At 64.8% G+C, this 16911-nt stretch carries 17 protein-coding genes; 10 read left to right on the forward strand and 7 right to left on the reverse strand.

Going from position 1 to position 16911, the window contains the following annotated elements; translation table 11 throughout:
- Positions 1–81: 81 nt before the first annotated feature.
- The 3 genes from AAE027_RS26475 to AAE027_RS26485 all read left to right on the forward strand — a co-directional run bounded on the left by AAE027_RS26475 (position 82) and on the right by AAE027_RS26485 (position 4025).
- Entirely contained in the window at positions 82–1011 is a 930-nt protein-coding gene (locus AAE027_RS26475) for an alpha/beta hydrolase (protein WP_370986517.1), read from the forward strand.
- 418 nt (positions 1012–1429) lie between these two features.
- A complete protein-coding gene (locus AAE027_RS26480; RefSeq protein WP_370986415.1) occupies positions 1430–2653 on the forward strand; it encodes an ABC transporter substrate-binding protein in 1224 nt (407 codons plus the stop codon).
- A gap of 280 nt (positions 2654–2933) precedes the next feature.
- Positions 2934–4025 carry an enolase C-terminal domain-like protein gene (locus tag AAE027_RS26485; RefSeq protein WP_370986416.1) on the forward strand — a complete coding sequence of 364 codons (1092 nt, stop codon included), beginning with the start codon at positions 2934–2936 and terminating at the stop codon, positions 4023–4025.
- Between the two features lie 247 nt (positions 4026–4272).
- On the opposite strand, the gene ubiV is transcribed toward AAE027_RS26485, so the two are convergent.
- The 3 genes from ubiV to ubiT are packed head-to-tail and all read right to left on the reverse strand — an operon-like array spanning position 4273 to position 6722.
- On the reverse strand, positions 4273–5157 hold the full coding sequence (gene ubiV / locus AAE027_RS26490) for a ubiquinone anaerobic biosynthesis protein UbiV (protein ID WP_370986417.1): 885 nt from the start codon (positions 5155–5157) through the stop codon (positions 4273–4275).
- 54 nt (positions 5158–5211) lie between these two features.
- Complete coding sequence (gene ubiU, locus AAE027_RS26495) at positions 5212–6189, reverse strand: ubiquinone anaerobic biosynthesis protein UbiU (RefSeq protein ID WP_370986419.1); 978 nt, start codon at positions 6187–6189, stop codon at positions 5212–5214.
- Positions 6189–6722 (reverse strand): ubiquinone anaerobic biosynthesis accessory factor UbiT, encoded by a 534-nt coding sequence (gene ubiT, locus AAE027_RS26500; RefSeq protein WP_370986420.1) that lies wholly within the window; start codon positions 6720–6722, stop codon positions 6189–6191. The genes ubiU and ubiT overlap by 1 nt, the downstream gene beginning before the upstream one ends.
- A gap of 99 nt (positions 6723–6821) precedes the next feature.
- Between ubiT and AAE027_RS26505 the strand changes: the two genes are divergently transcribed.
- Together AAE027_RS26505 and AAE027_RS26510 are read left to right on the forward strand one after the other, a co-directional pair.
- Positions 6822–8354 (forward strand): UbiD family decarboxylase, encoded by a 1533-nt coding sequence (locus AAE027_RS26505; RefSeq protein ID WP_370986421.1) that lies wholly within the window; start codon positions 6822–6824, stop codon positions 8352–8354.
- Positions 8351–8947 (forward strand): UbiX family flavin prenyltransferase, encoded by a 597-nt coding sequence (locus tag AAE027_RS26510; RefSeq protein ID WP_370986422.1) that lies wholly within the window; start codon positions 8351–8353, stop codon positions 8945–8947. The genes AAE027_RS26505 and AAE027_RS26510 overlap by 4 nt, the downstream gene beginning before the upstream one ends.
- 3 nt (positions 8948–8950) lie before the next feature.
- On the opposite strand, the gene AAE027_RS26515 is transcribed toward AAE027_RS26510, so the two are convergent.
- Positions 8951–10378 carry a sulfatase family protein gene (locus tag AAE027_RS26515; RefSeq protein WP_370986423.1) on the reverse strand — a complete coding sequence of 476 codons (1428 nt, stop codon included), beginning with the start codon at positions 10376–10378 and terminating at the stop codon, positions 8951–8953.
- A gap of 171 nt (positions 10379–10549) precedes the next feature.
- Here AAE027_RS26515 and AAE027_RS26520 point away from each other — a divergent pair, with 171 nt between their 5' ends.
- From AAE027_RS26520 to AAE027_RS26540, 5 genes are read left to right on the forward strand one after another with little or no spacing between them, the layout of a single operon-like run.
- Entirely contained in the window at positions 10550–11314 is a 765-nt protein-coding gene (locus AAE027_RS26520) for a FadR/GntR family transcriptional regulator (protein WP_370986424.1), read from the forward strand.
- A 26-nt stretch (positions 11315–11340) separates the two neighbouring features.
- Entirely contained in the window at positions 11341–12696 is a 1356-nt protein-coding gene (locus tag AAE027_RS26525; RefSeq protein ID WP_370986425.1) for an ABC transporter substrate-binding protein, read from the forward strand.
- Complete coding sequence (locus AAE027_RS26530; RefSeq protein WP_370986426.1) at positions 12693–13589, forward strand: carbohydrate ABC transporter permease; 897 nt, start codon at positions 12693–12695, stop codon at positions 13587–13589. Before AAE027_RS26525 ends, AAE027_RS26530 begins: the two co-directional genes overlap by 4 nt.
- Positions 13586–14413: a carbohydrate ABC transporter permease gene (locus AAE027_RS26535; RefSeq protein ID WP_370986427.1), complete on the forward strand. Its 828-nt coding sequence runs from the start codon at positions 13586–13588 to the stop codon at positions 14411–14413. The genes AAE027_RS26530 and AAE027_RS26535 overlap by 4 nt, the downstream gene beginning before the upstream one ends.
- Positions 14414–14417: 4 nt before the next feature.
- Positions 14418–15209 (forward strand): shikimate dehydrogenase family protein, encoded by a 792-nt coding sequence (locus AAE027_RS26540; protein ID WP_370986428.1) that lies wholly within the window; start codon positions 14418–14420, stop codon positions 15207–15209.
- Positions 15210–15257: 48 nt separating this feature from the next.
- On the opposite strand, the gene AAE027_RS26545 is transcribed toward AAE027_RS26540, so the two are convergent.
- The 3 genes from AAE027_RS26545 to AAE027_RS26555 form a co-directional block, all read right to left on the reverse strand.
- Positions 15258–15743 carry an L-2-amino-thiazoline-4-carboxylic acid hydrolase gene (locus tag AAE027_RS26545; RefSeq protein ID WP_370986429.1) on the reverse strand — a complete coding sequence of 162 codons (486 nt, stop codon included), beginning with the start codon at positions 15741–15743 and terminating at the stop codon, positions 15258–15260.
- A 118-nt stretch (positions 15744–15861) separates the two neighbouring features.
- On the reverse strand, positions 15862–16398 hold the full coding sequence (locus tag AAE027_RS26550; RefSeq protein ID WP_370986430.1) for a DUF488 domain-containing protein: 537 nt from the start codon (positions 16396–16398) through the stop codon (positions 15862–15864).
- Between the two features lie 26 nt (positions 16399–16424).
- Entirely contained in the window at positions 16425–16664 is a 240-nt protein-coding gene (locus AAE027_RS26555; RefSeq protein WP_370986431.1) for a hypervirulence associated TUDOR domain-containing protein, read from the reverse strand.
- Positions 16665–16911: the final 247 nt, after the last annotated feature.

Here is a 16911-nt window from a genome sequence, read left to right on the forward strand (position 1 = left end):
AGGCCAGCTGACTAATGAGGCGAATTGAAAAGACAGGCCAAACCGGCGAGCCAATATGAGGCCCGCAAGGCCGGCACGACGATGAAGAATTATCTGGCATTTTTCCTGCTTTTGACCATGACCACGGCCTCCGCGCATGGACCTTTGCCGGCCAGGCTGTCGCCGCCGTCCGATCTCGTGCAAGTGGGCCTCACCGATTCCGACACGACTGCCGGCGGCACCGCGCGGCTGTGCGAGCAGGTCACTTTCTCGCGCGGCCTGCGCTACGGCGAGAGCGAAGCCAATGTGCTCGATGTCGCGACCAGCGCGACCAAGGCGGATACGCCCCGGCCGGTGCTGCTGTTCGTGGCCGGCGACACCTTCACCGGCGACCGCGCGGCGCCGGAGCTGGCCCGGCAGATCCAGGACCAGGCGATGTGCTTTGCCGCGCGCAACGACATGATCGGGGTGCGCGTCAACTATCGCCTGGCACCTTCGGCGCCCTGGCCGGCTGGCGCGAGCGACGTCGCGGCGGCGCTGTCCTGGGTTAACGGCAATATCGACTTGTTCAACGGCGATGCCCGCGAGATCGTCGCGGTCGGCTACGGCGCCGGCGCCTTCCATGTCGCGTCCCTGCTGGCGCATCCCGAGCTTCAGGCCGACCGCGCCGATGTCGCCGCCGTCGTCCTGGTGTCCGGCATCTACCGCGCGGGCAAGGACGCGAGCGACAGCGAGAAGGCCTATCTCGGTAGCGACGCCAGCCAATATAACAAGCGATCGGTCTTCCCCGGCATCCTCAATGTCGACGTGCCGATCCTGCTGGCTTGGGCCGCGGACGATTCCGCCGGCGTCGTCGCGCAAGGCGAGACACTGAAGAAGACGCTCTGCGGCGCCGGCCATTGTCCGCGCAGCACGCTGCTGCGCAGCCGCGACGGCATCGCGAGCGCCTTTGGCCTGGACGGCTCCGGCGACAGCCTCGCCGAGCCGACACTGCTGCTGGTGCATCAGCTCGAGGCGCGGGGGCTGCCGTAGCGGGCCTGACGGCAGTGGGGCTATAGAGCCGGGGTCTCCTCACCTCTCCCGCTTGCGGGAGAGGTCGCGCCGAAGGCGCGGGTGAGGGCTTTCTCCTCTGGAGGATTGTCCCGTTGCGGAAACACCCTCTCCCCAGCCCTCTCCCGCAAGCGGGAGAGGGGGCGACCTTCCTCGCGATCACAACGGGGGCTCAATCCGGCAAGCCCGATCGGCCTCACGCCGGCTTGAGCGATGCCAGCGCGCTTTCCAGCAGCGAAAGGACTCGCGGCGCGTCAACACACCTGCCGTTTTGGCTCAATGCTCTGCAACATCAAACCCGGCGATCAAGCCACACGATTGACAAAGGCTTGACCTACATCAACCAGCCTTGGTGGGGATTGAGCCGACCGTTTCGGGGGCCAACATCAAGGTGTCGAGCATGCGCGTCACCGGCAGGCTGCTGTTCGTTTTGATCGTTGCTTTGGCTTCGCTTGGGGCGATGTCCCTGCAACATGCGGAACAACCCACGACCGACAAGGAAATCCGCATCGGCAATGTCATGCCGTATTCGGGACCGCTCTCGGAGTTCGGCGCCATCGGCCAAGCGGAGGCCGCCTATTTCGACATGATCAACGCGCGTGGCGGCATCAACGGCCGCAAGATCCGCTTCATCACGCGCGACGACAATTCCGATCCCGCGACGGCGCTGGAGCTGACGCGCAATCTGGTCGAGACCGAGGACGTGCACCTGATGTTCGGATCGTTCGGCACGCCCGGCAATCTCGCCACGCGCTGGTATCTGAACGAGAAGAGAATCCCGCAGCTGTTCGCCGCCTCCGGCGACGAGGAGCTGAGCCAGCCAAGCGCGTTTCCCTGGACCATGGGCTGGCAGCCGTCGTTCCGGTCGGAGGGGCGCATCTACGCCAACTACATCCAGGCCTATTATCCCCGGAAGAAGATCGTGGTGCTCTGGCAGAACGACCAGTTCGGCCGCATGCTCTACAAGGGCATCCAGGAAGGCCTTGGCGACCTCAACCGTCATGTCCTCGTCGACATCGCCTTCGACATCGCCGACGAACATCTCGACGGACACGTCTCGATCCTCAAGCGCGCGGGCGCCGACATCTTCGTCTTTCTCGGCGTGCCGTCGACGGCATCCAAGGTGATCAAGCTGGCGGCCTCACTCAATTGGCATCCGGTCTTCATCGTCAACGATGCCTCGGCGTCGATCGCCAATGCGATGGCGCCCGCGGGCCTCGAGAACTCCGCCGGCGTGATCTCCGCGGCCTTTCTGAAGGATCCGAGCGATCCCGCATGGAAGGACGATGCCGCCATGAAGGACTGGTTCGCCTTCATGGACAAATACCATCAGGCCGAAAGCACCAACAGCAGCGCCGCGCTCTACGGCTACGCCGCGGCCGAGGCGCTGGCGCAGGTGCTGAAGCAATGCGGCGACGACTTCTCGCGTGACAACATCATGCGTCAGGCGGCTTCGCTTAAGGGTTATCACCCCTCCGTCGCGCTGCCCAACATCAGGATGAATACCTCGCCGAGCAACTATCTGCCGATCAAGCAGATGCGGCTCGTCCAGTTCGACGGCCGTTCCTGGCAGCCTTTTGGTGAGGTGATCGAGACAGCGTTCACCGAAGGCGCGGCAAGGTGAGTTTACCTTGGTGTGCCGCGGTGAGAGCTGGGCGCTTACCCTCCCCTGGAAGGGGAGGGTAAGGAGCGCCACATGGCGCACTCTCTCTGGAGGAGCGAAGGCTACGCACGCCCTCACGCCTTCACCACGGCAGGGCCGAGATTCGAGCTTGATGCGGCGCGCCTGGCGGCGCAGCAGCGAGAGAAGCGACAGCCCGCTGCCGGCGGCCAAGCACCTTTTCGTTTGATCACGGATGCTTAAGATCGGCGCCGACCTGCATCCGCTGCGCCGGGAGAGACCCATGACCGAGACCATCCGCATCAAGCGCTTCCAGGCGCGGCCCGTAATCGTGCCGATGAACCTGCCGCTCCAGACCTCGACCGGGGCGGTCGCCAAGGCGCCGCTGGTGCTGATCGACTGCGAGACCGACCAGGGCGTGCGCGGGCATGCTTATCTGTTCTCGATCACGCCGTCTGCCTTGAAGCCGCTGACGGCCATGGTCACCGAAATGTCGGAGCTCGTCGCCGGCGACGAGCTGCTGCCGCTCGAGATCGAGCGCAAGCTGGCCCAGCGTTTCACGCTGCTGGGGCTCGCCGGCCTGCAACGGCTGGCGCAATCCGGCATCGACATGGCGGCATGGGACGCACTCGCTCGCGCACGCGGCCTGCCGCTGGCGCGCCTGCTCGGCGGCGCGCCAAAGCCGGTCAGGGCCTACAATTCGAAGGGGCTCGGCATCATGCCGGCGGGCGCGGCAGTCGAGGAGGCGCACAAGCTGCTGGCCGAGGGTTTTCGGGCGGCAAAGATCCGCGTCGGCCGCCCCGATGCGCGGGAGGATCTCGCCGTCGTGCGCGCGGTGCGCAAGGCCGTCGGCGATCAGGTGACGCTGATGTGCGACTACAATCAGGCGCTGACGGTCACGGAAGCCATTCGCCGCGGCGAGATGCTCGACGACGAGGGCCTCACCTGGATCGAGGAGCCGATCCGCCACGACGACTATGAGGGCTGCGCCCGCATTGCGGACGCGCTGCGCACGCCGGTCCAGATCGGCGAGAATTTCGACAGCGCATTCTCGATGCAGGCGGCACTCTCCGCGGAAGCCTGCGACTACGTCATGCCTGATGTCCAACGCATCGGCGGCGTCACCGGCTGGCTGCGTGCCGCGGCGCTGGCGCATGCCGCCGGCATCGAGATGTCGACGCACCTATTCTCTGAAGTGAGCGCGCATCTCTTGTGCGTGACGCCGACCGCGCATTGGCTGGAATATGTCGACTGGGCCGACGCGGTGCTGTCGACGCGGCTAACGATCAAGGACGGTTTTGCGCTTCCAAGCGAGGAGCCCGGCAACGGGATTGCGTGGGACGAGGCGGCAGTCGCCAAATATCTGGTCAGCTAATGGCGCCGACCGCCAGCGCCGGCGTCGTCCTGGCGAAAGCCAGGACCCATTACCCCAGGGAGGAGTAGTTTGGCGAAGACCGGCTGCTCGGTACTGCGAGCGCTCACAATCGAGGGATCACGCGGTATGGGTCCTGGCCTTCGCCAGGACGACCCTGGGGATGATGTGCGCAACTATTCATCGCCGTGGTAGGCGCGGTAAAGGGCAGGCCCGCGTAAGCCGCCCCCTTGCTTTGCAGGACGCGACGTCACGCGAAGGAAAAGCCGGGCTTGCCGCGAAGAAAGCCGTTGGCAAAGGCGACGCCCGGGTAAAGATCGGACAAGCGGCGGCTTGCGCTTTCGGCTGAGTTGCGTCCGTCGAGCACATCGCGAAAGATTCTGGCAACACCCACCATGTCGCAATCCTGCGGCGACAGGCGCAGCGAGCTGATTCTCGCCTCACGCAATGCAGGGACGTCTCCGACGAGATTGGTGCAGGCATGCGACAAGGTCTGGACGCCGTTGATCGTGAGGAACTCCTGCTGGTCCAGCGTCTTCAACGCGAGCCCGTCCGGGTCTTTTTCGCAGACGAAGCGGCAATTGTCCTTGGACAGCTTGTGAAGCCGCGCATGGTAGCAACGGGCGGAGATCGCCAGTGGCACCCGGCCGAAGGCGAAGATCTCGATCACGGCCTGGGGCACCGCCGCGGCAATCACCGCCGCTGACGAGATCGGCAATTCCGGCGGCAGGCAGATGCGCGCTGCGCCTTGCCGGACGTGAAAGGCCGCGCTGGTCTCGTTGTAGATGTTGACGTAGGGCCCGATCGCATGCGGCCGGCCCTTGATCGAGCGGAGGCAGGTCAGATCGTTCACCTCGACCAATGCGCCGTCAGCCGCACAGAGCTCCTCGGTCTGACGCCGTTCGCGCCGCAGCGACACCAGGATCAGCGAACCCAGCAGGACCTGTTTGCCGGCACGCTGGAGCCGTTCGATCACATCAGGCAGGTGCTCCGCGAAGAACGGCGAGCGTTTCGAGCAGACGACCTCGCCTACGGATACGACATCGACCGGCGCCTCGTCGGCAATCCGGAAGTAGAAATCGCGCCAGCGTTCCGGCGCCCAATTGTAGAGGACCGGGCCGAGACTCAGCTGCATCGGGGCTTCTCTCATTGATGGCCGGTCGCCATCGGTTGCGATCATCGCCATTAATCATCGCCATGTCTTGCGATAGGCGCCGAGCGTAGAGGCCTGGCCTTCAGTGAAGGGCCGCAGGCTCACGATGTCCGCTTCGCCCCCCTGCTCGATTGTATCGAGTGCGCGGCGGAAGTGACGGACCACGCTCTCGATATAGGCCCGTCCGCGCTGACGCCCCTCGATCTTCAGGGCGGCAACGCCGGCGCTTCGCAATCCCCCGAGCAGCGTCGTGGCATCGAGGCTGACCGGGTCCTCGAAGATGTAGCCGTCGCCATGCACGGTGGAAAACCGCCCCTTGCAGAGGGTCGGATAGCCCGCGGCCTCCTGCGGGGCGAAGCGGTTGATGGTGAAGCCGCCAAGCCGGGACGTCGTTCCCTGCGCGGTCTCCTCATAGGCCACATGGCTCGCCGGCGAGCAGACGCCCTGCATGTTCGGCGATTTGCCGGTCGCATAGGACGACAGCGAGCAGCGCCCCTCGGCCATCACGCAAAGGCCGCCGAACACGAACACTTCTGTCTCGCACGTCGTCTCGCGGGTGATTTCGGCGATCTCCGCAACGCTGAGCACGCGTGGCAACACGACGCGGCGCGCCCCGAACGTCTCGACATAGAACGCGATGGCATCGGGATTTGCGGCGGCGGCCTGCACCGAAACATGAAGGCGCTGACCCGGATGACTCTTGGCGACGTAATCCATGAGCCCGATATCGGCGACGATCAGCGCGTCGGCTCCGGCATCGACGGCATCGTCCACGGCGCGCTGCCAGAGCGTCACGGACGACGCCCGCGGAAAGGTATTGATGGCGACGAGGATGCGCGCGCCGCGTTCATGGGCGAACGCGATTCCCTTGCGCAGCTCGTCGCGGCTGAAGTTCAGGCCCGGAAAATTGCGCGCATTGGTCTCGTCGTTGAAGCCGCAATAGACGGCGTCCGCCCCCGCATCGATGGCGCTGCGCAGCGCGGCCGGCGTGCCGGCGGGACAGATCAGCTCCATCACCTCTGCTCCTGCGGCGAGCCGGTCAGCCTGTCCCGCGCGGCCTCGAATGAGCGCCTCACCGGCTCGCCCAACGGACCGAACAGGGACGCCAGCTCCGTGGCGAGATCGAGCCGCGCATCGTCGATCGCATTGCGCAAGGCCAGCACCGCCTCCATGTCGCCTTCGATTCCGAGCTGACGCGAAAACATCAGCGCGTCGCCGTCGACCCTGCCCTCGACCAGAGCAAGCAGGTTGGCGAGCGAGGCAGAGACATAGGCATCCAGGCTTTGCGGCAGCTCGCGCACCACCGACAGAAGCGGCGGCGCGGCCTCGACGATGAAGGCGAACGGCAGGTCGACCGGCCTGATCCCGAACCGTGCGCGGCGATGTGGTCCGAGCCGGTCGAGCAGTCCGGGATTGCGCCTCAATATCCGCGCGAGGAAGCCACCGAGGGCGAATTGCAACGGCAGCAGCGGCAACGGACGTATCGCCAGGGCGAGAAGTGGCGGGATTGTCGGCAACGAACCGGACGCGACGGACGAATGACTCATCCCGTCATCTGATCCGATTGTGCGCAAATGTATTTGAGCGGGAACAATGAAGATCGAAATCACGCCGGCTAGCTTCTGCTTTTTCAGGAGACCGTTCGCTTGCAACGTGACGTTCCGCGCTTCGGCGAACTATCCGACTTCCTGCACTTCCTCGAAGGCAAGGGACAGCTGCGACGCATTCGCGAACCGGTTTCCGTGGTCCATGAGATCACCGAGATCCACCGGCGCGTGATCGGCGAACACGGCCCTGCACTATTGTTCGAACGCCCGGTCAGGGCCGACGGCGCTCCATCCGAAATGCCGTTGCTGACCAATCTGTTCGGCACGGTGGAGCGGACCGCCTGGGGCATGGGCATCACGCCGGATCGGCTCGAAGAGCTCGGCGCATTGCTGGCCGAGTTGCGCGCGCCGCGTCCTCCGCATGGCGTCCGGGATGCATGGCGCAAGCTGCCGCTGGCCCGCGCCGCGCTTGCCACGCGGCCACGGTCGCGCCCTGCGGCGCCAGTGCAGGATCGCGTGGCGATGGGCGAGGACATTGATCTAGCAAAACTGCCGGCGCAGATCTGCTGGCCGGGCGAGCCTGCACCCTTGATCACCTGGCCGCTGGTCATCACCGCGCCGCCGGAATCGCCCGTCGCGGACCAGGAAGAGAATGTCGGCGTCTACCGCATGCAGATCCTCGGTCGCGACCGCGCGATCATCCGCTGGCTCGCCCATCGCGGCGGCGCCCGGCATCACCAGCAATGGAAGGCACTGGGGCGCGACATGCCGGTCGCGATCGTCATCGGAGCCGACCCCGCGACGATCCTCGCCGCCGTGCTGCCGCTGCCGGAGACGATATCCGAGCTGCGCTTCGCAGGTATCCTGCGCGGCGAGCGGCCCGAGCTGACGCCGTGCCTGACGATTCCTCTCGCGGTCCCCTCCGCGGCCGAGATCGTCATCGAGGGTCTCGTCTCGGCAACCGAGACGGCCGCCGAGGGCCCCTATGGCGATCACACCGGCTACTACAATTCGGTCGAAGCCTTTCCCGTGCTTCGGGTCACCGCCATCACGTCGCGCCGACAGCCGATCTATCTCTCGACCTTCACCGGCCGCCCGCCGGACGAGCCGTCCCGGATCGGCGAAGCATTGAACCGGCTGTTCGTGCCGCTGATCCGGCAGCAATTCCCCGAGGTGGCCGACTGCTGGCTGCCGCCCGAGGCCTGCTCCTACCGGGTCGCGATTGCTTCCATCAGGAAGCGTTATCCCGGCCAGGCACGACGGCTGATGTTGGGCTTGTGGTCGATGCTGCCGCAGTTCAGCTACACCAAGCTGTTGATCGTGGTCGACGATGACATCGACATCCGCGACTGGCGCGCCGTGATGTGGGCGGTCGCGACCCGCAGCGACAGCTCGCGCGACCTCGTCACGCTCTCGGACACGCCGATCGACTATCTCGATTTCGCCTCGCCGAAATCCGGCCTCGGCGGCAAGCTCGGAATCGATGCCACCACCAAGATTCCGCCCGAGACGGAGCGGGCCTGGGGCGAGCCCCTGATGATGGATCCAGCCGTGGTCGCCAGGGTCGACAAGATGTGGCCGGCGCTCGGCCTCGGCGCAATGGCTGGACCTCAACTGCGCGAGACCGCATGAGCGCGCGGCATGGCGTGGTCGTCGGCATCAGCGGCGCTTCGGGCGCGGCCATCGGCATGCGCATCGTCGAGCGGCTGGCGGAGAATCCGCACTGTGCGGTGCATCTCGTGATCTCACCGGCGGCCGAGCGCACGCTCACCGAGGAGGTCGGCGCCGGCGCGCTGCACCGGCTGCGCGCCCTTGCCTTCCACGACCATGATCCTGCCGACATCGGCGCCAGCATCGCCAGCGGCTCGTTTCCGGTCAGCGGCATGATCGTGGCGCCGTGCTCGATCCGCACGCTGTCGGCCATCGCCTGGGGACATCTGGACAATCTCTTCGTGCGCGCGGCCGACGTGCAGCTCAAGGAGCGGCGGCGTCTGGTGCTCCTGGTCCGCGAAAGCCCGCTGCATCTCGGACATCTCCGCGCGATGCTCCAGGCGACCGAGATCGGCGCAATCATCGCGCCACCGCTGCCGGCCTTCTACCTGAAGCCGCAGTCGATGGCCGACATCGTCGACCAGATCGCCTGCCGCGCGATCAACCTGCTGGGCCTGCCCGACGTCTCGGCGCCGGCGTTGAGATGGCACGGGCGTGACGCCGACGATTCATAGGCATCAGCGTGCGGCCGCGTTCAGATCCATCGTCTCGAGCAGGCTGTTCTGGCGCCAGTCGATGAAGGCATCCTTCAGACGGCTGATGATTCCGGCGTGCTCGGGCATGCCGAAGAGATTGTGCCGTTCGAGCGGATCGGTCGCGAGATCGAACAGCTGTCCGTCCTCGGCGCCGTGAATGAACACGACCTTCCACCTGTCGTCACGCACCATGGTGATCAGCCTTGCGCCGGTCATGGCGACGTCGCCGGCCTGCTCGCTGAACACGAAGCCACGGCCGGCCCACTCCTCGCCCCTCAGCGCCGGAAGCAGGCTGCGGGCCTGGAACGGCTTCGGATGCTGTGCGCCGGCGAGATCCAGAATGGTCGGGGCGAGATCGAACAGCTGGCACTTCCCGGCAATTCGGCGCCCGCCGGTGAACCGTCCCGGTGACCAGACCAGCAGCGGGATGCGGGTGACGGGCTCGTACATCGACCATTTCTGGCTGAGGCCGTGCTCGCCGAGATTGTCGCCGTGGTCCGACATGAAGATGACGACGCAATTGTCGAGATAGCCCCTGTCTTCCAGCGTTTGCAGGAGACGGCCGATCTGCTCGTCGATCATGGTGACGTTGGCATAATAATGCGCGCGCAGGCGCCGCATCTCGTCGTGCGTCGGCGCGAGCTTCCATGACACCGCGTCATGGTCAACTTCGGTGTCGTGGCGACGCTTCTCCTTCAGATAGGCCGGCAGCCCCTCGATCTCGGCCTCGGTCGGCTGCGGCACCGGAAGGTCGTTGCGCGCGAGGTAATGTTCCAGATAGTCCGGCAGCGGATCATAGGGCGGATGCGGTCCGGGCAGGCCGATCTGCATGAACAGCGCCTCGGGCTTGGGTCGGGTCTCGAGCCACCACATCGCGGTCTCCGCGACGAAGATGTCCGGATGCAGCGATTTCGGCATCTCCCAGGTGAACGCGCCCATGCGATCGCCATAATCCGGCAGGCTGCGATAGCCGGCACGCGACGGCTTTGTCAGCTTGTGGGCGGCAAAGGCCTTGTCGAGCTCGTCGGCGAACCAGCGGCCCTCGAAGAAGCGATCCTTGTTCTCGACGACGAAACGCTCGTGGAAGCCGGCCTTCGCATCGTAGGGGATCGTGTGCATCTTGCCGACATTGACGCAGTGATAGCCGGCCTCCGCCAGATTGGTGACCCACGTCTTCTGCCAGTGCTGCCCGTTCTTCAGCACGCCCGAGGCGTGCGGATAGAGGCCGGAGAACAGCGCCGCGCGCGAGGGAACGCAGCTCGGCGCGTTGATGAAGCAATTGTCGAAATAGACGCCCTCACGCACCAGCCGATCGAGATTCGGCGTCTTCATATAGGGGTGGCCGGTCGCCGCGATCGTGTCGAAGCGTTGCTGATCAGTCATGACCAGGACGATGTGGGGCTTTGTCACGATGGTTTTGTCCCGCGCGGCGTTGATCTGGGAGAAAATATGTCTGACATAATAATTCTTGTCAAACCTGCCGCCATGGGATTATCTTGTATGTGACGGCCGGCATTCTGTCGCCGCGTCGTCAGCACCTGAAATAAATCAGACATTTAACTTCTCGGAACCGGGTTCATCGTGGCCAAGACCGACAGCAGCGATAATCCGCAGGCGAGCGCCCAGGTGGCCCGCGAGGTGGCACGACTGATCCTGACCGGAGTGTGGCGCGAGGGCACGATCTTGCCGCGCGAGGTCGAACTGGCCTCGCGCTTCAACGTCAGCCGCGCCTCGATCCGCGAATCGCTATCGCTGTTGAAGGCGAAGGGATTGATCGCCTCGAAGCAGAAGGCCGGCACGCATGTCCGCGCGCGCTTCGACTGGAACATGCTCGACGAGGAGCTGCTGAACTGGACGCTGTCGGCGCTGCCGACGCAGGAGTTCGCCAAGCAGATCATGGAGGTCCGCCGCATCGTCGAGCCCGAGGCCTGCGCGATCTGCGCGATGCGCGGCACCGATGAGGATTTTGCCCGGATCGAACGCGCCTATCGCGGCATGGACGCGGCCGGCATGGACCGGCTCGCCTATGCCGAGCCCGACTTGCAGTTTCACCGCGGCATCCTGATCGCAACGGGCAACGACTTTCTGATCGCCTTCGGCGCGACGGTCGCAGCAGCCTTGCGGATGTCGTTCAACCTGTCGACGACCAATCCGGGCGCGCCGCGAAAGAGCCTGCCCTATCATCGCGCGGTGCTTGACGAGATCTGGGCGCGCAATCCGGACGGCGCGCGCCAGGCCATGCACAAGCTCATGGATCTCACCGAACAGAACATCGTCTCGGCCCTGTCGCGCCAGCGAAGGAAGGATGCCGAGGACGAGAACGCCCGCACCAGACGGGCGCGTTGAAACCGGCAAACAATAATTGGGAGGACATGATGAAGAACGCATCGCGCGGAAGTTCGCTCACCCGCCGTAAACTCTTGCAGGCCAGCGCCGCGACCGCGGCGCTTACGGCATTTCCCGCGCCGCTGATCGCGCAGACGAAACCGTTTGCCGGCGTCACGCTGCACGGCGCCTCGTTCCAGCACCGCTTCTTCACGCTGCTGCAGAAATACATCCCCGAGTTCGAGGAGAGAACCGGGATGAAGGTCGATCTCCAGCTCTCGGCCTTCCCGGTCTACAATCAACAGGCCAATCTCGAACTGTCCTCCGGCGGCTCGGCCTATGATTTCGTCAACGTCACCTTCATCCTGGCCGCGCGCTGGGTCGCGGCGGGATTGCTGGCCAATCTCGACGAGTTCACCGGCGATGCCAATCTGACCCCGGCCGAATGGAATCCCAAGGACTTCGTCGAAGGCGCGCAGGTGCCCTACCGCGACGCCAAGGGCGCGACCTACGGTTATTCCTGGGAAGGCGGCGCGATGCTGATGGGGCTGTCGCGCATGGACCTGATGGAGAAGAAGGGGCTGAAGATTCCGAAGACGTTCGCCGAGCTCCAGCAGGTCTGCGCCGAAATCAACGGCACTGACGGCGTCAGCGGCATCACCGCGTTCCAGCTGCATCACTGGAATCTGCCGCCGTACATCCAGGGCTTCGGCGGCAACATCTTCCGCAAGCCGCCCTCCGACATCATGCCGGCGTTGAACACGCCCGAGACCATCCAGGGCATCGAATTCTATGCGAGCCTCCTGAAGAGCGCGCCGAAGGGCGTGTTGACCTACACCGAAGACCAGGCGCGGCAGTCGGTGCTCACGGGACGCGCCAACATCTTCATCCATTCCAGCGCCTGGGTGACGCCGATCCTGCTGTCCGAGGAGAGCAAGGTGAAGGAGACCTCGCGCGTAGTGCGGATGCCCGCGGGACCGGTGCATGACCACCCCGCCTCCAACAGCCAGGGGCTCGGCATTCCCAAGAACGCCAAGAACAAGAAGGCGGCGTGGGAATTCATCAAATGGGCGCTCTCCCCCGACATCTCGATGCGGCTCGTCAAGGAGCACGGCCATTCCTCGGTCTGCCGGCGCTCCATCATCACCAGCGAAGCTTATCGCAAGCTCAACACGATCAACGGCCAGGATCTGGGCGCGCTCTATCTGGAAGTGCTGGAGCTGCCGGCCAAGGGCGAGAACTACATGGCCTATCGTACCGTGAAGGAGTTCCCGATCGTCGGCGACGTGCTCAACAAGGCGTTCGAGCAAGTCGCAACCGGCCAGCTGCCCGCGAAGGACGCAATGAACGCCGCGCAGGACCAGGCGATCGCCGCGCTCCGCCGTGCCGGGACGCGGCTTTGAGCGAGAGTGGAATTGACGCGGAGCGCCGCGGCTTCATCGCCTGCGCGCTCACGCCGAGCCTGATCGTGCTGTTTGCGGTCGCCGTGCTTCCGGCGATCTATCTCGTCGTGACCAGCCTGACGCCGTTCCAGTTGACGGCGCCGGGCTCGGCGACCGATTTCAGCGTGCCGCTGCGCAATTACGGCCTGCTGCCCGGCGATCCCCGCTTCGTCAATTCGCTCTGGGTGCAGGCAAAACTGTCGTGCTGGGGGGTGCTGTTCCAGGTCCTGCTCGGCATGCTGCTCGCGCTGCTCCTCAACGTGCCGTCGCGCTTCGTCGAGTTTGCCCGCACCTTCTTCCTGATCCCGATGGTGCTGCCGCCGATCGTCGTCGCGGTGATCTGGAAGCTGATCTACACGCCCGACATCAGCCCGCTCTATTACGCCGCGCAGCTCCTCAATTTCACCATGCCGGCGCTGACGTCCAGCGTCGATTTCGCGCTGACCTCCATCATCATCGCCGACACCTGGGAATGGCTGCCCTTCACCTTCCTGATGGTGCTGGCGGCGCTCCAGACCATTCCCGACGAATATTCGGAGGCCGCCCTGGTCGACGGCGCCAGCAAGCTTCAGATCTTCTGGTACGTCACCCTGCCCTTCATCACGCCGATCCTCGTCATCTCCGGCATGTTCCGCCTGATCGACAGCGTGAAGGCGTTTCCGTTGATCTTCCTGCTGACCAGCGGCGGTCCGGGCACGGTCACGGAAGTCACGAACTACTATGCGTATCTCCTTGCCTTCGACACCAACGAGATCGGCTATTCCAGCGCGGTCACGGTCGTGATGCTGCTGCTCGTCGCCGGCATCAGCCTTGCGCTGGTCTGGATGGGGCGCCGGCGGGAGGCGATGGCATGAGCCACCATTCCGGACGCCGCGCGACGCCTGGGCGGCTGGGCGCGATCACCATGACGCTGCTCGTCCTGCTCTCGCCGTTTCTGTGGCTGCTGCAGATGAGCTTCAAGTCCAACGACCAGATCCTGCAATTCCCGCCGCCGCTGATTTTCACGCCGACGCTGGAAAACTACATCTCGCTCTGGCACAGCGCGTTCTCGGCCTCCTTCGTCAACAGCCTCTTGAGCGCCTCGCTCTCGACCGCGCTCGCACTGCTGTTCGGCGTGCCCGCGGCCTACGCGCTGTCGCGCTGGGCCGGGCGCGGCAAGCATGCGCTCTCCTTTGCGATCCTGGTGACGCGCATGGCGCCGCCGATCGCCTTCACCATTCCCTTCTTCCTGTTCTATCGCTGGATCGGGCTGCTCGACACCATCACCGGCCTGGTGCTGGTCTACACCAGCTTCAACCTGCCGCTGGTGATCTGGATGATGCAGCCGTTCTTCGACACCATACCGGTTTCGCTGGAGGAAGCCGCCCTCGTCGACGGCGCGCGGACCCGCACGGTGTTCACAAAAATCGTGCTGCCGATGGTGACGCCCGGCATCGCCGCGACCGCGATCCTCTGCTTCCTCTACGCCTGGAACGATTTCTTCTTCGCGCTGATCCTGACCCGGACCAATGCACGCACCGCGCCGGTCGCCGTCGTCAACTTCATGAACTACGAGGGCTGGGAATGGGGCAAGATCGCCGCCGGCGGCTCGCTGGTGATGGCGCCGGTGCTGATCTTCTCGCTCGCAGTGCGCCGTTATCTCGTCTCCGGGCTGACCGCCGGCGCGGTCAAGGGATGACGCCATGAAGCTTCCGACCGGCGCCTCGCGCGTCGTCTTCATCTTCGCCCATCCCGCCGGCCATGTCGGTGCGCCCAGATACTACACGCCTTATTTCGAGGAGCGGGGCCTCGACTGGCACATGGTGCCGATGGATGTGCACCCGGACGATCTCGCCAGGACAATCCGCACGCTGGCGAAATCGCCGAGCACCGCCGGCTTCAACCTGACCATGCCGCACAAGCCGGCGGCGTTCGAACTCTGCGACGAGGTGGGACCTGCCGCGACATTCGAGGGTTTGGTCAACACGATCCGGATCGAAGCGGACGGAAAGCTGGTCGGGGAGTCCTTTGATGGCGGCAGTTTTCTGAACGCCGCACGCGAGGCCAACATTTTCGATCCCGAGCGCCGCACTGTCGTGATCGGCGCGGGCGGCGCCGGCCGCGCGATCTGCCACGCACTCGCCGCAGCGGGCTTGAAGCGCCTGCGCATCCTTAACGAGGTGCCCGCTCCGGTCGAGTTGCTCGCGGCAAAGCTGCGCGGGCAATTCCCCGATCTCGATATCAGCCTCGAGGAGCGCTTCGACGACGCCGGCCTCTGCGTCAACGCCACGTCGCTGGGCCTGCGCGCGAGCGACGCGCTGCCGATGGATCCGTCGAACCTGCCGGGGGATTGCGCGGTATTCGACATCATCGCCGCCCGCCGCACCGAATTCATGGAAGCCTGCGCGAGCCGCGGCCTGAAGGTCGTCGACGGCGTTACGATGATCAAGCATCAGCTCCCGCTGCAGACGGCGTTCTGGCGGCTTGGACGGTAAGTCAGCTGCTGATCGCGACGCGACCGAGGTCTGAAGCGGCAAACGCTCTCATGATGATCCGCCCGGATCGCGCCGGTAGCGGAAGTCGCAATGAGGGGCGCCTTGCATGATGGTTTGCGTGCGCGTGAGCCTGATGTCGGGGCCGAACCCTTCCGCGCTGGCAAAGTCGGCAGTGCAGATCAGGAGGAAGCCGAGCTCGGGCTCGCCGAGCGCCTTGTAGAACTCGGCATAGGCGCATCGCTTCACGTCGAATGCGAAGACGTCCTTCGACTGCTCGATGACGTCATAGGCGAGCGCGTCGTCGCGGGCATAGGTCTTGAAGGCGGACGCGACCGCCTGGCCGAGGTCCGCCTCGTTCTCGTTCAGGTTCTTGGCTTTCCAGAATTCCTCGCCGAAGCCGCGATAGAGATCGCCGAGCGCCTTGCGCACCAGCGCGTTGGCGCGCGCCTCGCCGAGCTCGGCCTGGAGCGCCCTGACCAGCGGCACCAGCACCTGCGCCTGGATTTTTGCCTGTTCGATGACGGATATGCTCATCGCAAACTCCCGTCGCGGATCAAGGGGAGCGTAGATCCTATGGGTGACGGGCGGCGACCACCAACTCACCCAGAAGATCGACGACTGCGGCAAGCATAGCCGCGATAGCGACGATTGGCTAACTTTGCGCAGGATAAACCAAACGGCCGTCAGCCATGACGCGCGCCGCCGGATTCATCTCGGCCTGTTTGACCTGCCCTGGTCCCAGAATGTGAAACACGGTCTCGCCGGCGCCGAGCAGATAATCAGTGATGATGCGGCGGTGACATCGCCACCACAATGTTTCCGCGCACATGATGGCGCAGCGCTGCGTCTGCCCGAGATCGCGCAAATGAGCGAGACCTTCGTGAAAGGCCGCGCTCATGGCGTGGTCGGCATAATTGTGAAAGCTGCCGTTCTGCCAGAAGGCATTGGTCTCGCGCGGCACCTCGCGCTTGCGGCTGCGCAGGCCGCCGAGCGAGGCGATATGCTCGTAGCCGATCGAAACGGCCGCGAGCGACTGCGGCAGCGTGTCGCGATTATACTGCGGATTGGTGCGCGAGCGGGGCACGGTGCGAACGTCGGCCAGATATGTGATCGAGCTGCCCTGCAACAACTCGATGAACTCCTCGATCGCACGCGTGGCATGGCCGATGGTGAAGAAGGGATGAGCCATGGGATGGCTTGCTCACCTGACGTTCGTCAGCTCCGCAACAATCGCAACGCCTTTCCCTTGTGCAGGGCGACGTGGTCGGTCTTGTTGCTCTTGATCTCGTATTGCGGGTCGTCCGGCGTGGCGTGGTGGACGTAGCCCTTGTAGTCGACGTCCTCCGTGTGCACGCGCAGGATATGGCCGCGCACGCGCCCGGCCTCGGAATTCCAGCTGACGTGGTCGCCGCGCTTGAAGGGCTTGCTAGAGGCTTTCCCGGAAATCTTGGGCATGGCGAGCCAATGCCGAATGGTGTAGGGGTGTTCCAAGGTAGCGGAGCTAGGCGCCTCAGTCCGTCTACGCTCTTCGAGCTACGCCGGACACGCTTCGCCCTATGGATCTTGGCTGTGCCACGGCGAAGCCGAAGGCGAAGCGTGGTGGGCACGACAGGGATCGAACCTGTGACCCCTACCATGTCAATGCTCTCCAGTGCTCTTATGCTGAGCGTGGTGCCCGAAAACTCGAACATCTCTAACCAGT

It is taken from the genome of Bradyrhizobium sp. DN3 (assembly GCF_041357655.1).
Classification (GTDB): domain Bacteria; phylum Pseudomonadota; class Alphaproteobacteria; order Rhizobiales; family Xanthobacteraceae; genus Bradyrhizobium.

Bases quoted from the DNA above. Each gene is read 5' to 3' on its own strand.
- AAE027_RS26545 (WP_370986429.1), bottom strand. From the start codon at position 15,743: ATGAGCATATCCGTCATCGAACAGGCAAAAATCCAGGCGCAGGTGCTG.
- ubiT (WP_370986420.1), bottom strand. From the start codon at position 6,722: ATGAGTCATTCGTCCGTCGCGTCCGGTTCGTTGCCGACAATCCCGCCA.
- AAE027_RS26550 (WP_370986430.1), bottom strand. From the start codon at position 16,398: ATGGCTCATCCCTTCTTCACCATCGGCCATGCCACGCGTGCGATCGAG.
- AAE027_RS26555 (WP_370986431.1), bottom strand. From the start codon at position 16,664: ATGCCCAAGATTTCCGGGAAAGCCTCTAGCAAGCCCTTCAAGCGCGGC.
- ubiU (WP_370986419.1), bottom strand. From the start codon at position 6,189: ATGGAGCTGATCTGTCCCGCCGGCACGCCGGCCGCGCTGCGCAGCGCC.
- AAE027_RS26475 (WP_370986517.1), top strand. From the start codon at position 82: ATGAAGAATTATCTGGCATTTTTCCTGCTTTTGACCATGACCACGGCC.
- AAE027_RS26540 (WP_370986428.1), top strand. From the start codon at position 14,418: ATGAAGCTTCCGACCGGCGCCTCGCGCGTCGTCTTCATCTTCGCCCAT.
- AAE027_RS26480 (WP_370986415.1), top strand. From the start codon at position 1,430: ATGCGCGTCACCGGCAGGCTGCTGTTCGTTTTGATCGTTGCTTTGGCT.
- AAE027_RS26525 (WP_370986425.1), top strand. From the start codon at position 11,341: ATGATGAAGAACGCATCGCGCGGAAGTTCGCTCACCCGCCGTAAACTC.
- AAE027_RS26535 (WP_370986427.1), top strand. From the start codon at position 13,586: ATGAGCCACCATTCCGGACGCCGCGCGACGCCTGGGCGGCTGGGCGCG.
- ubiV (WP_370986417.1), bottom strand. From the start codon at position 5,157: ATGCAGCTGAGTCTCGGCCCGGTCCTCTACAATTGGGCGCCGGAACGC.
- AAE027_RS26485 (WP_370986416.1), top strand. From the start codon at position 2,934: ATGACCGAGACCATCCGCATCAAGCGCTTCCAGGCGCGGCCCGTAATC.
- AAE027_RS26510 (WP_370986422.1), top strand. From the start codon at position 8,351: ATGAGCGCGCGGCATGGCGTGGTCGTCGGCATCAGCGGCGCTTCGGGC.